Annotated in this window: 20 protein-coding genes; 12 read left to right on the top strand and 8 right to left on the bottom strand. The window is 68.1% G+C overall.

From position 1 onward, the window contains the following. Positions 1-2: 2 nt before the first annotated feature. Positions 3-701, bottom strand: coding sequence for an alpha/beta fold hydrolase (locus tag OG801_RS00100; protein WP_406032727.1), 699 nt, complete (start codon positions 699-701; stop codon positions 3-5). 712 nt (positions 702-1,413) lie between these two features. On the opposite strand from OG801_RS00100, the gene OG801_RS00095 reads away from it, so the two are divergent. The 5 genes from OG801_RS00095 to OG801_RS00075 all read left to right on the top strand — a co-directional run bounded on the left by OG801_RS00095 (position 1,414) and on the right by OG801_RS00075 (position 5,065). Next, the gene (locus tag OG801_RS00095) at positions 1,414-2,436 is read left to right on the top strand and encodes an LLM class flavin-dependent oxidoreductase (protein WP_406032725.1); all 1,023 of its coding nucleotides are present in this window, start codon (positions 1,414-1,416) and stop codon (positions 2,434-2,436) included. A gap of 119 nt (positions 2,437-2,555) precedes the next feature. Beyond that, complete coding sequence (locus OG801_RS00090; RefSeq protein ID WP_406032723.1) at positions 2,556-3,053, top strand: DUF4919 domain-containing protein; 498 nt, start codon at positions 2,556-2,558, stop codon at positions 3,051-3,053. A gap of 7 nt (positions 3,054-3,060) precedes the next feature. After that, the gene (locus tag OG801_RS00085; RefSeq protein WP_355019964.1) at positions 3,061-3,837 is read left to right on the top strand and encodes an SDR family oxidoreductase; all 777 of its coding nucleotides are present in this window, start codon (positions 3,061-3,063) and stop codon (positions 3,835-3,837) included. Positions 3,838-3,926: 89 nt separating this feature from the next. After that, positions 3,927-4,226 (top strand): hypothetical protein, encoded by a 300-nt coding sequence (locus tag OG801_RS00080; RefSeq protein ID WP_355019963.1) that lies wholly within the window; start codon positions 3,927-3,929, stop codon positions 4,224-4,226. 47 nt (positions 4,227-4,273) lie between these two features. Further along, positions 4,274-5,065, top strand: a complete 792-nt coding sequence (locus tag OG801_RS00075) for a class I SAM-dependent methyltransferase (RefSeq protein ID WP_406032720.1) — start codon at positions 4,274-4,276, stop codon at positions 5,063-5,065. A 16-nt stretch (positions 5,066-5,081) separates the two neighbouring features. Here OG801_RS00075 and OG801_RS00070 read toward each other — a convergent pair whose 3' ends face one another. The 5 genes from OG801_RS00070 to OG801_RS00050 all read right to left on the bottom strand — a co-directional run bounded on the left by OG801_RS00070 (position 5,082) and on the right by OG801_RS00050 (position 9,640). After that, complete coding sequence (locus tag OG801_RS00070; RefSeq protein ID WP_355019961.1) at positions 5,082-5,762, bottom strand: methionine ABC transporter permease; 681 nt, start codon at positions 5,760-5,762, stop codon at positions 5,082-5,084. Then, positions 5,762-6,808 (bottom strand): methionine ABC transporter ATP-binding protein, encoded by a 1,047-nt coding sequence (locus OG801_RS00065; RefSeq protein WP_406032718.1) that lies wholly within the window; start codon positions 6,806-6,808, stop codon positions 5,762-5,764. Before OG801_RS00065 ends, OG801_RS00070 begins: the two co-directional genes overlap by 1 nt. Further along, positions 6,805-7,743, bottom strand: coding sequence for a MetQ/NlpA family ABC transporter substrate-binding protein (locus OG801_RS00060; protein ID WP_406032716.1), 939 nt, complete (start codon positions 7,741-7,743; stop codon positions 6,805-6,807). Before OG801_RS00060 ends, OG801_RS00065 begins: the two co-directional genes overlap by 4 nt. A gap of 149 nt (positions 7,744-7,892) precedes the next feature. Continuing rightward, on the bottom strand, positions 7,893-8,738 hold the full coding sequence (locus OG801_RS00055; RefSeq protein ID WP_406032714.1) for an ABC transporter permease: 846 nt from the start codon (positions 8,736-8,738) through the stop codon (positions 7,893-7,895). Beyond that, entirely contained in the window at positions 8,735-9,640 is a 906-nt protein-coding gene (locus tag OG801_RS00050) for an ABC transporter ATP-binding protein (RefSeq protein ID WP_406032713.1), read from the bottom strand. The genes OG801_RS00055 and OG801_RS00050 overlap by 4 nt, the downstream gene beginning before the upstream one ends. Before the next feature lie 132 nt (positions 9,641-9,772). On the opposite strand from OG801_RS00050, the gene OG801_RS00045 reads away from it, so the two are divergent. Both OG801_RS00045 and OG801_RS00040 read left to right on the top strand, forming a co-directional pair. Then, on the top strand, positions 9,773-10,957 hold the full coding sequence (locus OG801_RS00045; protein WP_406032711.1) for a sensor histidine kinase: 1,185 nt from the start codon (positions 9,773-9,775) through the stop codon (positions 10,955-10,957). Continuing rightward, entirely contained in the window at positions 10,954-11,625 is a 672-nt protein-coding gene (locus OG801_RS00040) for a response regulator transcription factor (RefSeq protein ID WP_355021450.1), read from the top strand. Before OG801_RS00045 ends, OG801_RS00040 begins: the two co-directional genes overlap by 4 nt. On the opposite strand, the gene OG801_RS00035 is transcribed toward OG801_RS00040, so the two are convergent. Beyond that, on the bottom strand, positions 11,622-11,792 hold the full coding sequence (locus tag OG801_RS00035; RefSeq protein WP_355021449.1) for a hypothetical protein: 171 nt from the start codon (positions 11,790-11,792) through the stop codon (positions 11,622-11,624). The two genes, OG801_RS00040 and OG801_RS00035, sit on opposite strands and share 4 nt — an antisense overlap. A 112-nt stretch (positions 11,793-11,904) precedes the next feature. On the opposite strand from OG801_RS00035, the gene OG801_RS00030 reads away from it, so the two are divergent. The 5 genes from OG801_RS00030 to OG801_RS00010 all read left to right on the top strand — a co-directional run bounded on the left by OG801_RS00030 (position 11,905) and on the right by OG801_RS00010 (position 16,319). Beyond that, positions 11,905-12,369: a helix-turn-helix transcriptional regulator gene (locus OG801_RS00030; protein ID WP_355021448.1), complete on the top strand. Its 465-nt coding sequence runs from the start codon at positions 11,905-11,907 to the stop codon at positions 12,367-12,369. Between the two features lie 4 nt (positions 12,370-12,373). Beyond that, positions 12,374-12,796 (top strand): VOC family protein, encoded by a 423-nt coding sequence (locus OG801_RS00025; protein ID WP_406032708.1) that lies wholly within the window; start codon positions 12,374-12,376, stop codon positions 12,794-12,796. 49 nt (positions 12,797-12,845) lie between these two features. Further along, positions 12,846-15,212 (top strand): excinuclease ABC subunit UvrA, encoded by a 2,367-nt coding sequence (locus tag OG801_RS00020; RefSeq protein WP_406032706.1) that lies wholly within the window; start codon positions 12,846-12,848, stop codon positions 15,210-15,212. Between the two features lie 114 nt (positions 15,213-15,326). After that, positions 15,327-15,809, top strand: coding sequence for a DUF6069 family protein (locus tag OG801_RS00015; protein WP_406032704.1), 483 nt, complete (start codon positions 15,327-15,329; stop codon positions 15,807-15,809). Positions 15,810-15,848: 39 nt separating this feature from the next. After that, the gene (locus tag OG801_RS00010) at positions 15,849-16,319 is read left to right on the top strand and encodes a VOC family protein (protein WP_406032702.1); all 471 of its coding nucleotides are present in this window, start codon (positions 15,849-15,851) and stop codon (positions 16,317-16,319) included. Here OG801_RS00010 and OG801_RS00005 read toward each other — a convergent pair. Continuing rightward, positions 16,316-16,942 carry a class I SAM-dependent methyltransferase gene (locus OG801_RS00005; protein ID WP_406032700.1) on the bottom strand — a complete coding sequence of 209 codons (627 nt, stop codon included), beginning with the start codon at positions 16,940-16,942 and terminating at the stop codon, positions 16,316-16,318. The two genes, OG801_RS00010 and OG801_RS00005, sit on opposite strands and share 4 nt — an antisense overlap. Positions 16,943-17,266 lie beyond the last annotated feature (324 nt).

The raw sequence follows: 17,266 nt of genomic DNA, 5'->3' as shown, positions 1-17,266 counted from the left end.
GACTACTGGCCGCTGCGGCCGATGCTCTGACCGATGATGGCCGCGAGCTCGGCCGGCTTGGTCAGTTGCGGCCAGTGCCCCGTGGGCAGGTCGACGAAGGTCGCGTCCTTGTGCTTCGGGATGGCGGCGACCGATTCGGTGCCGTCGGCGATCCACTCCTTCAGATCGGCGGCGGTGTATTCGGGGCAGACGAACGCCGCCGGGACCGAGTAGCGACGTTCGTCGCTGAGCTCGAACGGCTCGGAGGTCAGGCTGGCGGGGGAGGGCCGCAGCAGCGCCTCGAAGGCGGCGCGGTCCAGGTCGCGTACGTCGGCCTCGTCGAACTCCTCCCATGGCACCGGCGGCAGGTCGGCGCCGTCGGTGGGGAAGTTCTTGGCCGGGATCATGCCCGGCTCGGCCGGCCAGCCGCCGACGTAGACCACGGCGGCGACCTTGTCGACGCGAGCATCGAGGGCTGCACCGGCCACCGCACAACCCATCGAGTGGCCGACGAGGATCACCTGCCCGGCTGACTCGTCGATGGCGGCCACCACGGCAGCGACCTGGTCGGCGACGTGCACGCCGGATCGGTCGGTCTCGGCCGACTCGAGGCCGGGCAGGGTGAGCGGCCACGGGGTGTGGCCGGCATCGGTCAGATGGGGGACGACGAGGTCCCATGAGGAGGCGTCCAGCCAGAGGCCGGGTACAAGAACGATGTCCATGCAGCGATCCTCTTCCTGGTTGCGGACGATCTGCTTCCGCCATCCCGAAGAATCTTCGAACAAAAGAACGGTGACCACCGCGACTGCGGTGGTCACCGTTCTGGACGCCCGAGACAGCTGACGCCAGGTCGTTCAGCGAGCGCCGGCGACCTCCAGTAGCTCCGCGACCTCGTGGGCGCGGCAGTCGCAGTCGGAGTCGCACGGCAAGAAGCGGTGACGTGCGTGACCGCAGTCGCGGCACGGCATGTCGTGAGAAAGCGTGAAGCTCTGCACCTCAACGGTGTCCCACATAATTAATTCATCCCCCAGAGAATGTTGGTCGGTCTTTATCGGGTGAAGCTGCCTGATATGTAACACGATAATCCGCGACTTCGGAAGAGCTCGGACAACACGCCGAGACATTGTTTTCCCTGGTCAGTCGACCGATATGATTATTCGGTCGACCGATAGATAAACTCATAAGGGGCTGCTGTTGATGCCGTGTGGACGTCCGCTTTACCGGGCATGCGAAGGTGATCTCGCCTGTTGATCGAATGAGAACAGAACGCGGAACTGCAGGTCACCACCGACAAGCTGGTGTCAGTTCCGAGCCGATTCCGGAGTGCAGAACAGTCAGAGGCGAAGGTCCCAGCCTCCCTGGGCCACCCGACCCGGTCGTCGCCTGCGGGTGCTCTGAGGGAATCCCGAGGGGATGTTGAGAGTTCTACTAGTCGTGAAGAACATCGGATTCTTGTCTTTCGGCCACTGGACACCGTCGCCCTACTCGCAGACGCAGTCGGCACGAGACGCGCTGATCCAGGGGATCGAGCTCGCGGTCGCCGCCGAGGAGCTGGGGGTCGACGGTGCGTACTTCCGGGTCCACCACTTCGCCCGCCAGTACGCCTCGCCCTTCCCGCTGCTGTCCGCGGTCGGCGCCCGCACCTCGAAGATCGAGATCGGCACCGGTGTCATCGACATGCGCTACGAGAACCCGCTCTACATGGCCGAGGACTCGGCGGCGGCTGACCTGATCTCCGGCGAGCGCCTGCAGCTCGGGATCAGCCGCGGCTCACCCGAGCAGGTGATCGAGGGGTGGCGCTACTTCGGCTACGACCCCGGCGAGAACGCCTCCGAGGCTGACATGGCCCGTGCTCACACCGAGACGTACCTCAAGATCATCGAGGGGGTGCAGTTCGCCGAGCCCAACCCGCGGCCGATGTTTCCCAACCCGCCCGGCAAGCTCCGCGTCGAGCCCTACTCCGAGACCCTGCGCGATCGGATCTGGTGGGGTTCGAGCTCGCTCGCGACCGCGCGCTGGGCCGCGGGGCTCGGGATGAACCTGCAGAGCTCGACCCTCAAGAACGACGAGAACGGCAAGCCGTTCCACATCCAGCAGCGCGAGCAGATCGAGGCTTACCGCGAAGCCTGGAAGGAGGCCGGCCACGTGCGTGAGCCACGCGTATCGGTCTCGCGTTCCGTCTTCGCCCTCGTCAACGACGAGGACCGGCGCTACTTCGGCCTCGACCGGCAGACCAAGGACCAGATCGGCAACATCGACGACCAGACTCGCGCGATCTTCGGGCGTTCATACGCGGCGGAGCCCGACGTGCTGGTCGAGGAGCTGGCCGCGGACGAGGCGATCCAGGTCGCGGACACGCTGCTGCTCACGGTGCCGAACCAGCTCGGCGTCGACTACAACGCGCATGCCCTGGAGAGCATCCTGACCCACGTAGCCCCAGACCTCGGCTGGCGCTAGAAACACGCGGCCCGCGCAACTTCCGAGTCACAAAAGGGCGCATAATCGTTGTCAACCGCCCCACGTAGCCGTGCTATTGGCTACCGTGCACGGCGACCGTTATTCAAGGGGGACCCCTGTTGGCTACGTACGCTGAGCTGCTCGACGTCTATCTTCGCGAACCGAGCCCGGAGTCGCTGAGAGCCCTACGTGAGGCGATCCTCGAGGCTCCTAACTTCCGGCCCGATCTCGAGATCACCGAGATGATCGCCCCGATGATGTCGGTCGGCGACTACGCCGGCGCGATCGCCGCCGTACACGGGCTGATGCCCGGCGCGATCTTCAGCCCGTCGGCCCACGCCGCCCTCGCCGACGCCCAGCGCGGCCTCGGCAACGTCGAGCAGGCCCAACGCGAGTCGATCCTGGCCCAGTCAGCACTCGACAGCATCATCAGCACCGGAGAGGGCACCGAGTCCGAGCCGTGGTCGGTGCTGCGGACCAGCGACGCCTACGACGTGGTGCTGGCCTCGGGCAAGACGCCGCGTTCACAGGTCGCGGTCGGCAAGCTCGACCGGATCGTGTGCACCGACTCGACGGTCTGGTTCTTCGACACCAGCAACGACTTCGCCAGGGCCTGACCGCGGCGTGCCGAGATCCGTACTGATCACCGGCGCTGCCGCCGGCATCGGCCGGGCGACCGCGCTCCGTTTCGCCCGTGAGGGGTGGCTGGTCGGCGCCTACGACATCGACCTCGACGGCCTGGCATCGCTGACGACCGAGGTCGAGTCGCTCGCCGGCGAGCTGGTCACCGGAACCCTCGACGTACGCGACGCCGGGTCCTGGCAGACCGCCCTGGACGGCTTCGTCGCCGTGAGCGGCGGCAGCCTCGACGTACTCGTCAACAACGCCGGCATCATCCAGATCGGCAAGTTCGCCGAGCTCCCGCTGGATCGGCAGCAGGCGATCATCGACGTCAACGTCAAAGGCCTGGTCAACGGGTGCCACCTCGCACGCCCGTTCCTGCGGCCCGGTTCCCACGTCGTCAACCTCGCTTCCGCCTCGGCCATCTACGGCCAGCCGGGCATGGCGATCTACTCGGCCACCAAGTTCGCCGTACGCGGCCTCTCCGAGGCTCTCGACCTGGAGTGGTCCGGCGACGGGATCACGGTGACGGCCCTGTGGCCGCTCTTCGCCGACACCTCGATGGTGTGGGGTCATGACTTCCCGGCGCTGCGGCGGCTCAAGGTCTCGCTCACTCCCGACGACGTCGCGGAGTCGGTCTACGCCGCCGCGACCAGCGGCCACGGTCTCCTCGGTGGAGTCCATCGCGGCGTCGGCACCAAGGCGCGCGTCCTGCTCGGCCTCTCCGGAGTCACCCCGAGCTGGGCCAACCGGGTGTTCAACCGGCTGATCTCGACCTGATCGACACCTCCTGATTGTTCACCGGGTTGTTGCCGGTAGGGACGGTGTGCGTCGGGTTCCTGACGGCCCCGGCGCGCACGCTCGTGAGCATGATGAGTCGCACCTTGCGGATTCTGCTCGCCGGGATGGTTGCCGTCGTACTCGCCTCCGCGGCGCTGAGCGCGGCAAGGGCCGACGAGCCCCGGGCCTCCGACCAGGGGCAGGTCGTCTTCGACCGTCACGAGGTGCCGCCCGAGGATGCGCGGCCGGGCGGTGGCGCGGCGCCGTTCGAGACCGGCGTGGTGATCGTGCTCAACACGCTGCTCCTTGGCGGGCTCCTGGGCGGGATGCTCTGGGCCCGGCGGCGGCTCGGGTGCGCCGACTCGACGCTTCCGCGCATGTCCGTATAGCGATATTGCTGTCTCATCTTTCGGGATTTCGCGCGTAGAGTCGATGCATGTCGACCTACACCCATGGCCATCACGAGTCGGTCCTGCGCTCGCACCGGTGGCGTACGGCGGAGAACTCCGCTGCGTACCTGTTGCCTCGGCTGAGCCCTGAGCAGCGCCTGCTCGACGTGGGTGCCGGGCCGGGGACGATCACGCTCGATCTCGCCGGCCGGGTCGCTCACGTGACCGCCACGGAGATCGGGGAGGCGGAGCTCGAGCTCTCCCGGCAGTCCGCCGAGGCCAGGGGAGTCACGAACATCGACTTCCGGGTCGAGGACGTGCACGCCCTGAGCATCGAGGACGATGCGTACGACGTGGTTCACGCCCATCAGGTGCTGCAGCACGTGAAGGACCCGGTGCAGGCGCTGCGGGAGATGCGACGGGTGACGAAGCCCGGAGGCATCGTCGCGGCAAGGGACAGCGACTACGCGGCCTTCGTCTGGTGGCCGGAGTCGGCCGGGCTGACCGAGTGGCTGCGCCTCTACCGCCACGCCGCGCGGGCCAACGGCGGTGAGCCCGACGCGGGCCGGCGGCTGGTCTCCTGGGCACGCGCTGCCGGGTTCGACGACATCGTGGCCACCTCGAGCACCTGGTGCTTCTCCACCGCTGAGGACCGGGCCTGGTGGGGCGGGCTGTGGGCCGACCGGTTCACCGACTCGGCGGTCGCTCGCCAGCTCATCGACTCCGGAGACGCCACGACCGCCGACCTCGCCCGGGTCGCGGACGGGTGGCGGTCGTGGGCTGAGGCGGAGGACGGTTGGTTCTCCGTCCTCCACGGCGAGATCCTGGCTCGCGCCTGAGGGTCGTCGCCGAGCCTCAGCGGCGCAGGATCCGCGCCGAGAGCGTGTTGCCGAGCAGCTGGATGACCTGCACGAGCGCGACCAGGATGAGCACGCAGACCCAGGTGACGGTCGGGTCGTACTGCCGGTAGCCGAAGGTCTGGGCGAAGCTGCCCAGACCGCCACCCGCGATCAGGCCGGCGACCGCCGACATGTCGACGACCGCCACGAAGGCGAAGGTGTAGCCGAGGATGATCGGCGCCAACGCCTCGGGGAGGACGACGGTGGCGGCGATCCGGGCACGGCTCGCGCCCATCGCCCGGGCGGCTTCGATCACTCCCGGCGGGACGGTCACGAGGTTCTGCTCGATGATCCGGGCGATGCCGAACATCGCGGCGAGGATCAGCGAGAACACGACCGCCGGCATGCCGATTCCGGTGCCGACGACCAGCCGCGCCGCCGGTTGGACGGCGGCGATGAAGATGATGAACGGGATCGGCCGGAAGAAGTTGACCAGTACGTTGAGGATGACCGAGACGGTGACGTTCTCGTAGAGCCCACCCTTGCGGGTCAGGTAGAGCCCGAGCGCGAGCAGCAGTCCCAGGGTGCCGCCGATCAGCATCGTCAGCGCGACCATGAGCAGCGTCTCGCCGGTGGCCTGCCAGATGTCCGGCCACAGCTCGCCGAGGCGGGTGTCGGTGGGGAGAGCGGTCAGCATCACAGCTCCTTGGCGGGGACGAGGGCGGCGAGCTCGCGTACGGCCTCGTCGACCGAGGTCGTAGGACCGTCGAGGGCGAGCGTCAGGTTGCCGAAGGTGGCGCCCTGGATCTCCTCGATGCCGCCGAAGACGAGCTCGAAGGCGATCCCGCGCTCGAGGAGGACCGCGAAGATGTCGGTCTGGCGGGGCCCGCCCTCGCGCAGCTCGACCTTCACGAACCGGCCGGGATGGCGGGACCGCAGTGCCGCCAGCGCGTCGGGGGCGGGCTCGTCGTCGACGACGGTGCCGACGAAGCGCCGGGTGACTGGCTGCCGAGGTGCCGAGAAGACGTCGTAGACGGCACCAGACTCCACGATGCGTCCGTTCTCCATGACCGCGACGTGGTCGGCGAGCTCGCGGACGACCTCCATCTCGTGGGTGATCGCCACGATCGTGGTGCCGAACTCCTCGTTGACCCGCTTCAGGAGGCGCAGCACCTCGTGGGTCGTCTCCGGGTCGAGTGCGCTGGTGGCCTCGTCGGCGAGCAGCAGGGACGGGTTGGTGGTGAGCGCGCGGGCGATGCCGACGCGCTGCTTCTGTCCGCCCGAGAGGTTGCGCGGGTAGGTGTGGGCCTTGTCAGGGAGCCCGACGAAGTGGAGCAGCTCGGAGATCCGGCGCTGCTGCTCGGCCTTGTCGACGCCGGCGATCTGTAGCGGGTAGGCCAGGTTGCCCCAGACCGTACGCGACTCGAAGAGGTTGAACTGCTGGAAGATCATCCCGATGCCCAGCCGGATCGGCCGCAGCTGGCGCTCGTGCAGACCGACCAGCTCGGTGCCGCCGACCTGGATGGAGCCCGAAGTGGCCGGCTCGAGGCCGTTGAGCAGCCGGACCAGGGTGGACTTGCCGGCCCCGGAGTAGCCGACGATCGCCTGTACGTCACCGGCAGCGATGTCGAGGTCGACATCGACCACGGCGTTGACCTCGTTGCGACCCTTCGCAGCCGGGTAGGTCTTGGTGACGTTGCGGAGCCGCACCAGCGGCTCCGCAACGTTGGCCGAGTGCGTCACTGACGCTCCTCCACCTGCTTCTCGGTGTCATCGAGCGACTTCTGCAGGTCCTCGACCGGGATCTTCACCAGCTCGGCGGTGTTGCCGGAGGTCTCGTAGACCCCCTGCTGCACGTCCTCGTTGGTCTGGAAGATCTCGACGAGCTTCTTGTAGGTCGCGTTGTCCTTGTCCTCGGCGCGTACGGCGAAGATGTTGACGTAGGGGAGCGCCTTCGGGTCGGAGGGATCGTCGGTCGCGAGCGCGTCCTCGAACTTCAGGCCGGCGTCCTCGACGAAGTCGTTGTTGATGATCGCCGCGGCGACGTCGGGGAGCGAGGAGGCGGTGATCGAGGCCTGGACCGCCCGGACCTTCACCTTGGAGGCGGCGGTGTCGACCTCCTTGACGGTGCTGAACGGAGTGCCACCGTCGGTCAGCTCGATCAGGCCCTTGGACTGCAGCAGCACCAGGCCGCGGGCCTGGTTGGTCTCGTCGTCGGGGACGATCACGGTCTCGCCGGCCTTGATGTCGTCGAGCGAGGTGTACTTCGAGGAGTAGAGACCCAGGGGATAGGTCGCGGTCGAGCCGAGCGCCACCAGGTCGTCGTCGTTCTGGACGTTGTAGTCGGCCAGGAAGATGATGTGCTGGAACTGGTTGAGGTCGAGCTCGCCCTCCGACAGCGCCGGGTTGGGCTGGTTGTAGTCACCGAAGTTCTTGACCTCGAGGTCGATGCCCTCCTCGCGAGCGGCGTCCTGGAAGGTCTTCCAGTAGGGGTCGTCGGCGCCGACGACGCCGATGGACACCTTGGTCAGCTCGCTGCCCGCGTCGTCGTCGCGGGTGAGGAAGAAGGCAAGGCCGCCGATCACGATGGCGGCGACGACGACGATCCCGATGATCAGCGGGAGCTTGGACTTGGGGGCCTCGATGAGCGGGGTGGGCTCAGGCGTGTTGGAGGACACGGGTGGGAACCTCTTCTGGATGTCGAAAGTGCTGAGACAACGCGGTTGTTGTCCACAAACACAGTAGACTTAACGAGGATCACACTCGCGTACGCGGCCACACCCCGAGATCATGTCATCGACATGCCTCGAGGTGTGTTAAGCGCCGTTCACGCGAGGTCGCGTCGCCTCATCACGACCACCGCCGCGACCGCGGCGACCAGGACGTACGCCGCCACGGTGACCAGCGCCCGCTCGCCGGAGATCGCGTCGAGGACGCCCGGAGTGCCGTTGGGCCCGCCGATGATCGCGCCTGCCAACGAGCCTCCGGCGGTGCCCGGGAGGGCGTCGGTGACGGTCTCGATGCCCGGGAGCAGGCTGCCGACCCCACGGAGCAGGTTCTCCACCACCAGCGACCAGACCAGCCCCAGTCCGACGGCGAGCGCCGGCCCCTTGGCGAGCACGCCGACGAGGAACCCGAGCAGCGCCCACATCTCCAGCACCAGGAACCCGGAGCCGAAGGACTGCGCCAGATCGCTCAGGGCCGGCATGGTGATCGACTGGCCCTCGCTCGCCGCGATCGCCACCGAGACACCCGCGCACAGAGCCAGGGTCGCGGTCATCATCGCGAAGATGAAGATCGTCACCGCGGTCAGCGAGCCGCCGACGGCGGCGAACCGGCTCGGCCCCTGGGTGAAGACGGTCTTCCAGGTGCCCCAGCCGAACCCGTTGCCGGCCACCAACGCACCGACCACCATCGCCAGGGCACCACCGAACATCGGCAGGCCGCTGACGATGACGTCGGGGATGGCGCTCGGCATCAGCTCGGAGAGGAGCTGGGCGTTGCTTGCGCCGTCGCCGGCGAAGTTGTCGTCGCCGGTCTTGTAGGCGACGTAGTTGAAGACGTACCCGAAGGAGAGCGACAGCGCCAGCCAGGCGCCGACGATCACCCAGATCGCCGACCACTTGCGCAGGCGGAGCAGCTCGGCGCGGGTGCTGTTGATGAGAGCGTTCATGACACGAGCTCCTTGCTGGTCATCTCGAAGAAGACATCCTCCAGGGAACGCTCCGCGACGGTGACCTCGTGGACATCGATGGAGTGGGCGACCAGCTGACGTACGACATCGGGGGCCGCGGTGACGGGCAGGTCGACCTCGAGCGTCTCGTTGCCGATGCGGCGTACGTCCTCGTCGCCGGCCATCCGCATCAGTGCAGCCAGGGCGGCGTCCTCGGGGGTGGCCCGGACGCGTAGCGTCGCGCCACCGCGCAGGTCGGCGACGGTGGACTCGCGCAGCAGGCGGCCGTTGTTGATCACACCGACGCGATCGCAGATCTCCTGCACCTCCGCGAGGATGTGGCTGGAGAGGATCACCGTCTGGCCGGCCTCGGCGAGCGAGACGACCAGGGCCCGCATGTCGGCCATGCCGGCCGGGTCGAGCCCGTTGGTGGGCTCGTCGAGGACCAGCAGGTCCGGTGAGCCGAGCATCGCGGCGGCGACGCCGAGGCGCTGCTTCATCCCGAGCGAGTAGCCCTTGAAGGCGTCCTTCGCCCGGTCGGCGAGGTCGACCATCTCGAGCACCCGGTCGACCTCGGTGTTCGGCAGCCCCTGGTAGCGCGCCAACGTGCGCAGGTTGTCGCGGCCGTTCAGGTAGGGGTAGAAGCCGGGGCCCTCGATCAGGGCGCCGATGCGGGCAGTGACCTCGGGTCGTCCGGCGGGACGGCCCAGGACGCTGGCCGTTCCGGCGGTGGGCCGGATCAGGCCGAGCATCATCCGCAAGGTGGTCGTCTTGCCGGCCCCGTTGGGGCCGAGGAAGCCGTACACCTCGCCACGCATGACGGTCATGCTGACCCGGTCGACGGCGAGCCTGTCGCCGTACCGCTTCGTCAGCCCGTCGGTCTCAACCACTCGTTCGTTCATGCCTCTCACGCTCTCGTGACTGCCCCTGGGTCGCATCGGCGTCGGCGATGCTCCCGGTTACGCAGATCTGCGTAGGCGGCTGGCCGCATTTGTCGTACGCCTCGCGCGGCCGCGCGAACTAGGGTCAGGTCCATGTCCCGGATCCGTCGCCACTGGCTGCCGTGGCTGGTCGTCGTGGTGGAGCTGGTCGGCTCACTGGGCAGCAACGCCCGCACCGACACCCGGGGCCCGGCGCTCCTCGGGGCACTGCTCGCCCTCGTCGCCATCCTCCCGGTGCTCCTGCAGCGGCCTCGCGGCTGGATGCTCGCGGTCAGCGGGCTGTGCGCCGGGGCCTATTTCACCGCGGGCTATGCCGAGGGACCGATCTTCATGGCCGTGCCCGTGGTCACCTTCGCGGTGGCACTGTCGCTGCCGCCGCGACGCTGGATCGGGTGGGCGGCCGTGGCCGCGGCGCTGGTCGCCACCGGGATGGTGCTGAGTCCCGAGAGCCCCCAGCTCGACGGCGGTTCCGGGCGAGGGCCCTGGGGACAGGGTGGCGGCCCGGAGAGTGACCTCTCGCTGTGGCAGGCCTTCGGGCAGGTGGCGCTCATCGCCGCCTGCGGTGCGATCGCGAGTGCGCTGCGCTCGCGCAACGAGGCCCGGGCCCAACGGCAACGACGGGTGGTCAGCGAGGAACGGGTGCGGATGGCCGCCGACCTGCACGACGGCGTCGGTCACGGGCTCGCGGTGATCGCGATGCAGGCCGGTGCCGCGCTGCACGTCCTCGACCGCGATCCCGAGGCGGCCCGCCGCAACCTGGAGGCGATCCGTGCCGAGAGCAAGGAGTCGCTCGACCTGCTGCGCCGGCAGCTGGCCCGGCTGACCGACACCGAGACCGGCGCCGGTCCGGCACCGCGGGCACCGGAGCACGGGCTCGCCGACCTGCCTGCTCTCGTCGAGCGGGTGCGTACCGGGGGGCTGGAGGTCTCCCTCCGCCTCGAGGTGGATTCGGCGTCGGCGGAGGCTGAGCGGGCCGCGTACGCAGTGGTCCAGGAGGGGCTCACCAACGTGCTGCGGCATGCCGCAGCGACGCGAGCCGAGGTGTCGATCGTCTCGACCCCCGCGGCCGAGATGGTCGTGACAGTCGACGACGACGGGCGGGGATCGGACATGTTGAGCGGGGAAAGGCGTCCCGGGATGGGAATTGTGGGAATGCGGTCGCGCGTGGAGGCACTTGGGGGCACCCTAGAGGCGGGGCCGGAGGTACGGGGCTTCCGGCTGCGGGCTTCCCTCCCGCTTTCAGGGTCCTCGGCGGGTGGCGCGGAGGGGCTGGCATGAGCATCACCGATCACACGCTGATCAGGGTTGCTCTGGTCGATGACCAGCCCCTCGTGCGCATGGGCCTGGCGACGATGATCGGCGCCGAACCCGACCTGGAGGTAGTCGGCGAGGCCTCCGACGGGAGCGCGGCGCTGCCGATGCTGCGCCGCACCCACCCCGACGTGGTCCTGTGCGACATCCGGATGCCGGTCCTCGACGGCCTCGGCCTGCTGGAGCAGGTCACCCGCGACCCCTCGCTGAAGGACGTACGGGTGGTGATGCTGACGACCTTCGAGCTCGATGAGTACGTCTTCGAGGCGCTGCGGCTGGGAGCGAGCGGGTTCCTGCTCAAGGACGCCGAGCCGGTCGCGCTGCTCGACGCGATCCGGGTCGTCGCCGACGGTGGCTCGCTGCTCGCTCCAACGGTGACCAAGCGGGTCATCGAGGAGTTCGGCTCCTCACGACGGGCGGCGAACCCGCATCCGCGTCTGGGTGATCTGACCGAGCGTGAGCGGGAGATGGTCGCTTGGGTGGCCACCGGCCGCTCGAACGCCGAGATCGCCGCCGAGCTCGTGGTCAGCCCGGACACGGTCCGTACGCATGTCTCGCGCGCGATGGTGAAGCTGCATGCCCGTGACCGCGCCCAGCTCGTCGTCTTCGCGATCGAGTCCGGGCTCAAGATCTAGGCGGCGAGCGAGACGCTGCCGGGCATCACGACCGGGGCGCACGAGCACGTGTCGCTGCAGGCCAGGTAGGTGTGCACCTCGTGGCCGCATCGCGGGCACGGCAGGAAGTGCGACATCGGGAAGCTGTGTACGTTGGTGCTCTCGGGGTTCTGAACTGTGTCCCACATGACTTTCTCCTATCCGCGTTTTGTGCCTTCACCTACTCCACGAGTGTGCGCGCCCGAATTCGACACTTTTACTTCGACACGCGGCAGATTCATCAAATGGGAGGATCGGAGGGTGACGACGAAACCCGATCAGGAGCAGCGACTACGCGACCTGAAGCTGCTTCGGAAGGTCAAGGACCGGGTCGACCGGGAGTACGCGCAGCCGCTGGATGTAGAGGCTCTCGCTGCCGGCGTACACATGTCGGCCGGCCATCTGAGCAGGGAGTTCAAGAAGGCCTACGGTGAGCCGCCGTACTCCTATCTGATGACCCGCCGCGTGGAGCGGGCGATGACGCTGCTGCGGCGCGGTGATCTCAGCGTCACCGACATCTGCTTCGAGGTCGGGTTCTCCTCGCTGGGCACCTTCTCCACCCGGTTCAGCGAGCTCGTCGGAATGTCGCCGAGCGTCTACCGGGAGAGGGCCGTCGCCGGAGAGGCCGGGATCCCTCCGTGCGTGTCCAAGCAGGTCACCCGTCCGATCAGACGGAGTTCGATCAGGAATCGAGAAGCGCCAAGGCCCGATCCTTACCTAGCCTGAGTGCATGGACATCAACATCTGCCACAGCTACCTGCCGCACACCGACCCCGAGGCCTCGCTGAGGTTCTACCGCGACCTGCTGGGGTTCGAGGTGAGGAAGGACGTCGGGTACGAGGCGATGCGCTGGCTCACGATCGGGCCGCCGGCGCAGCCCGGTGTGAGCGTCGTGCTCTATCCGCCACTGGCCGACCCGAACATCAGCGAGGAGGAGGGCCGGGTGATCCAGGAGATGATGGCCAAGGGCACCTTCGCCAGCCTGATGCTCTCCTCCACCGACGTCGACGCCGCGTTCGAGAAGATCCAGGCCGGTATCGAGGCCAGCGGCGGCGAGATCATGTCGGAGCCGACCGACCAGGACTGGGGCATGCGGGACTGCTCCTTCCGCGACCCGGCCGGCAACACCATCCGGCTGCAGCAGGTCAAGTGAGTCGGAAATGTGCAGGCCTGGATTCACGCCTCCGACTAGCCTGATCGCCATGACCGACCCCGGCTCGAACGAGCACAGCGCAGACACTCACGACCTGATCCGTGTCCAGGGGGCCCGGCAGAACAACCTCAAGGACGTCTCGGTCGAGATCCCCAAGCGCCGGCTCTCGGTGTTCACCGGGGTGTCGGGGTCGGGGAAGTCCTCGCTGGTCTTCGGCACGATCGCGGCGGAGTCGCGGCGGCTGATCGACGAGACGTACTCGACGTTCATCCAGGGGTTCATGCCCAGCCTGCCGCGGCCCGAGGTCGACGCGATGGAGGGGCTGACCACCGCCATCCTGGTCGACCAGGAGCGGCTCGGCGCCAACCCGCGCTCGACGCTCGGCACGGTCACCGACGGCCACGCGATGCTTCGCCAGCTCTTCTCACGCCTGGGGGATCCCTACATCGGCGGAGCGACAGCGTTCTCGTTCAACATCCCGACCACCAAGGTCGGTGGTGTCTCGGTCACGGAGTCGGGCAAGAAGAACGTCATCAAGCAGGAGATCTACCTCGGCGGCATGTGCCCGAGGTGTGAGGGCCGCGGCGTCGTCTCCGACCTGGATCTCGCTGCCATCGTCGACGAGTCCAAGTCGCTCAACGAGGGCGCGATCCTCGTGCCCGGCTACAAGGCCGACGGCTGGATGGTGAAGGGCTTCGCCGAGACGGGCCTCCTCGACGGGGACAAGCCGATCAAGGACTACACAGAGACCGAGCGCCACGACTTCCTCTACAAGGAGAAGGGCAAGATCAAGGCGCTCGGGATGAACATGACGTACCAGGGGCTCATCCCCAAGCTGCGCGAGTCGGTCTTCAGCAAGGACCCCGAGCAACTGCAGCCGCACATCAAGGCGTTCGTGGAGCGTGCGGCCGTCTTCGCGTCGTGCCCGACCTGCGGCGGCACCCGTCTGAACGAGTCGGCCCGCTCCTCGAAGATCAGGGGCCTCGACATCGGCGAGGTCGCCGCCATGCAGATCACCGACCTCGCCGAATGGCTGCGCGGGATCGACGAGCCGGGCGTCGCCCCGCTGATCCGGTCGCTCCTCCACCTGTGCGACTCGATGACCGAGATCGGGCTGGGCTATCTCTCCTTCGACCGGCCTTCGGGGACCCTGAGCGGCGGTGAGGCGCAGCGTACGAAGATGGTGCGGCACCTGGGGTCAGCCCTGACCGATGTGACCTACGTCTTCGACGAGCCCACCGTGGGGCTGCACCCGCACGACATCGAGCGGATGAACAAGCTGCTGCTGGACCTGCGCGACAAGGGCAACACCGTGCTCGTGGTCGAGCACAAGCCGGAGACGATCGCGATCGCCGACCGCGTGTTCGACCTCGGACCGGGGGCCGGCAGCGACGGCGGGACGATCTGCTTCGAGGGGACGTTCGACGACCTGGCGAAGGCGGACACCCTCACCGGACGTCATCTGGGACATCGTGCCTCGCTGAAGGACAGCGTGCGCAAGCCGACCGGCCATCTGGAGATCCGTGGGGCGACCTCGCACAACCTGAAGAACGTCGACGTCGACATCCCGCTCGGAGTGTTGACCGTGGTCACCGGTGTGGCAGGCTCGGGCAAGTCCTCGCTCATCCACGACTCGATCCCGCGCGGAACCGATGTGGAGTTCGTCGACCAGAGTGCGATCAAGGGCTCGCGACGGAGCAACCCGGCGACGTACACAGGTCTTCTGGAGCCCATCCGCAAGGCGTTCGCGAAGGCGAACGGTGTGAAGCCGGCGCTCTTCTCCGCCAACTCGGAGGGAGCGTGTCCGACCTGTAAGGGCAACGGGATGATCTTCACCGAGCTGGGGTTCATGGAGACCGTCTCGAGCCCGTGCGAGGACTGTGGCGGGAAGCGGTTCCAGCCGCTGGTGCTGGAGTATCGCCTCGGCGAGCTCAACATCGCCGAGGTGCTCGACCTCTCCGTCGCCAAGGCGCACGACTTCTTCTCTGAGGGCGAGTCGAAGGTGCCGCCGGCGGCGAACATCCTCGGACGGATGCAGGACGTCGGGCTGGGCTACCTCAAGCTCGGCCAGCCACTCAACACCCTCTCCGGCGGCGAGCGGCAGCGGATCAAGCTGGCCATGCACCTGGGGGAGAAGGGCGGGACGTACGTCCTGGACGAGCCGACCACCGGTCTCCACCTCGCCGACGTCGACAACCTGCTGGCGCTGCTCGACAAGCTGGTCGACGCCGGCAAGTCGGTGATCGTGATCGAGCACCACCAGGCGGTCATGGCTCACGCCGACTGGATCATCGACCTCGGCCCGGGTGCCGGTCACGACGGCGGCCTGGTCGTCTTCGAAGGTACGCCCGCCGAGCTCGTCGCCAAGAAGTCGACGCTCACCGGCGAGCACCTGGCGGCGTACGTCGGGGCCTGACCTGACGCGCCGGGTGGCGCGAATCACGCCCGGTTGCGGCCGTCTGGATGCGGTCGAGGTAGTGGGTCTCTCTTAGTGTGAATTGGTTTCAGCATCAATCAAGGAGCACCCGAGATGACCCTCTACCTTCCCGAGCACAGGCGGACCACGGCGGCGGAGATGACTCCGGTGCGGGAGCGCCCGGCGCGGGTATGGCCACGCGGGCTGGTGGCCACCGCCATCGCCGCGGTCGCCACCAGCCTGATGGCCGTGATCGCCAAGGCGGCCGGGATCGACTTCGGCAGCAGCGTGGGCGACGTACCGCTCGCGGCGTTCCCGATGCTCACCGTCTACTGCTCGCTGATCGGCATCATCATCGCCGAGGTGATGATCCGGGTGGCAACGATGCCCCGCTCGACCTTCCAGATCACCATGATCGTGCTCACCGGGCTCTCGTTGGTCCCCGACGTGCTGCCGTTCTTCGAGTTCGATCTGGCCTTCGTCGGCGTCCTGTGCCTGACCCACATCGTCGCCGCCGCGATCGTGGTCCCCATGATCGCCGGGCGAATGGAGGAGCGCCGCGGCCTCGGTCTGCCCGCTCCTGCTCATCGTCGATAGCGGACGCCGACCGTCCTGATTCGGTGTCATGGTGGAGCCATGGCACTCGAGACCCGCACCTTCCAGGTCACCTTCGACGCGCACGACCCACGCGCGCTCTCCACGTTCTGGCGGGACGTCCTCGGCTACGTCCATCCGGGTCCACCGGGGGTCGAGGTCGCCGAGGGTAGCGAGCCGCTGGATGCGTGGGACGAGTTCCTCGCTCGTGTCGGGGTACCGGAAGACCAGCGCAACAACGCTTCGGCGATCGAGGATCCGGCAGGCGCCGGTCCGCGCGTCTTCTTTCAGCGCGTGCCGGAGTCGAAGACCGCCAAGAACCGCGTCCACCTCGACGTCCGGGCCGCTCCCGGGCTGCAGGGTGAGGAGCGGATGGCCGCACTCGAGGCGGAGTGCGAGCGCGTCGTCGCGCTGGGAGCCACCCGCGTCCACCGCTTCGAGCCCGACCCGCCGATGAGCCTCGGCTTCATCGTCATGCAGGACCCCGAGGGAAACGAGTGGTGCCTGGACTAGCCGGCACGGCGGGCGAGCAGGGTCGAGTCGTCGATCTGGACCGGGACGCCGTCGCGGATGGTCAAGCGCGGGCGCTGCTCGACGACGACCGGCTCGAAACCGGCGGGCAGGCCGGGGAGCAGGTCGGAGGCGAGGAACATCGCGTTGTGGTGGCCGTGGCGGGCGAAGACCTCGGAGGGCGCGTGGCCGACGACGAGGAGGTGGCCGCCGGGGGCGACCGCGGTGGCCAGGCGGCCGGCGACCTCGACCATGCTCCCGTCGGGGGTGTGCAGGAAGTGGCACGTGACCAGGTCGAACTCGCGTCCCTCGGCGTCGAAGGTGCGCGCGTCGACCTGCCACCAGGACGTACGGTCCGCGACCCCGGCGCCCTCGGCATGCCGCCTCGCCCGGGCCAGCCCGTTGGTCGAGAAGTCGGCGCCGGTGACCGTCCAGCCCTGCTGCGCGAGCCAGATGACGTCGCCGCCCTCGCCGCAGCCGACATCGAGCGCAGTGCCGGGCGTCAGTTCGGAGATCTCGGCGACGAGCTGGGGGTTCGGGTTGCCGCTCCAGACCTTCTCCTCGCCGGCGTAGCGCTCCTCCCATGACTCCGGCTCGAACATCCTGCGTCCCTCGTCCTCGCTCATGGGCTCAATCTAGCCACCGCCCCCGTCAAAACCTGGTGCGTTCGCAGCATGCAGTGTGGTTGCCTGACCGGCGATGATCACGCTGAGCGAACCACCCCGCCTGGTCCGTCCGACGACGGCCGTACGCACCTCCTATCTCACCGGCGAACAGGCCGACTGTCTCCTGCGCGGCACCGACACCGACTGGCTCGGGCCGGCCAGCACGGACTTCGACGCGTTCGTCGCTGCCCGGGACCACGACAAGGAGCGCTGGGACGTGATGTCGACGGTCTACTGGTACGTCTCCGAGGAGCACTATCTCGGCACCCTCGTCGTGCGCCACAC

The sequence above is a fragment of the Nocardioides sp. NBC_00163 genome (assembly GCF_045206295.1).
Lineage (GTDB): Bacteria > Actinomycetota > Actinomycetes > Propionibacteriales > Nocardioidaceae > Nocardioides.
The sequence above is the reverse complement of the archived record's forward strand: the minus strand, read 5'-3'. Positions and strand labels throughout refer to the sequence as shown.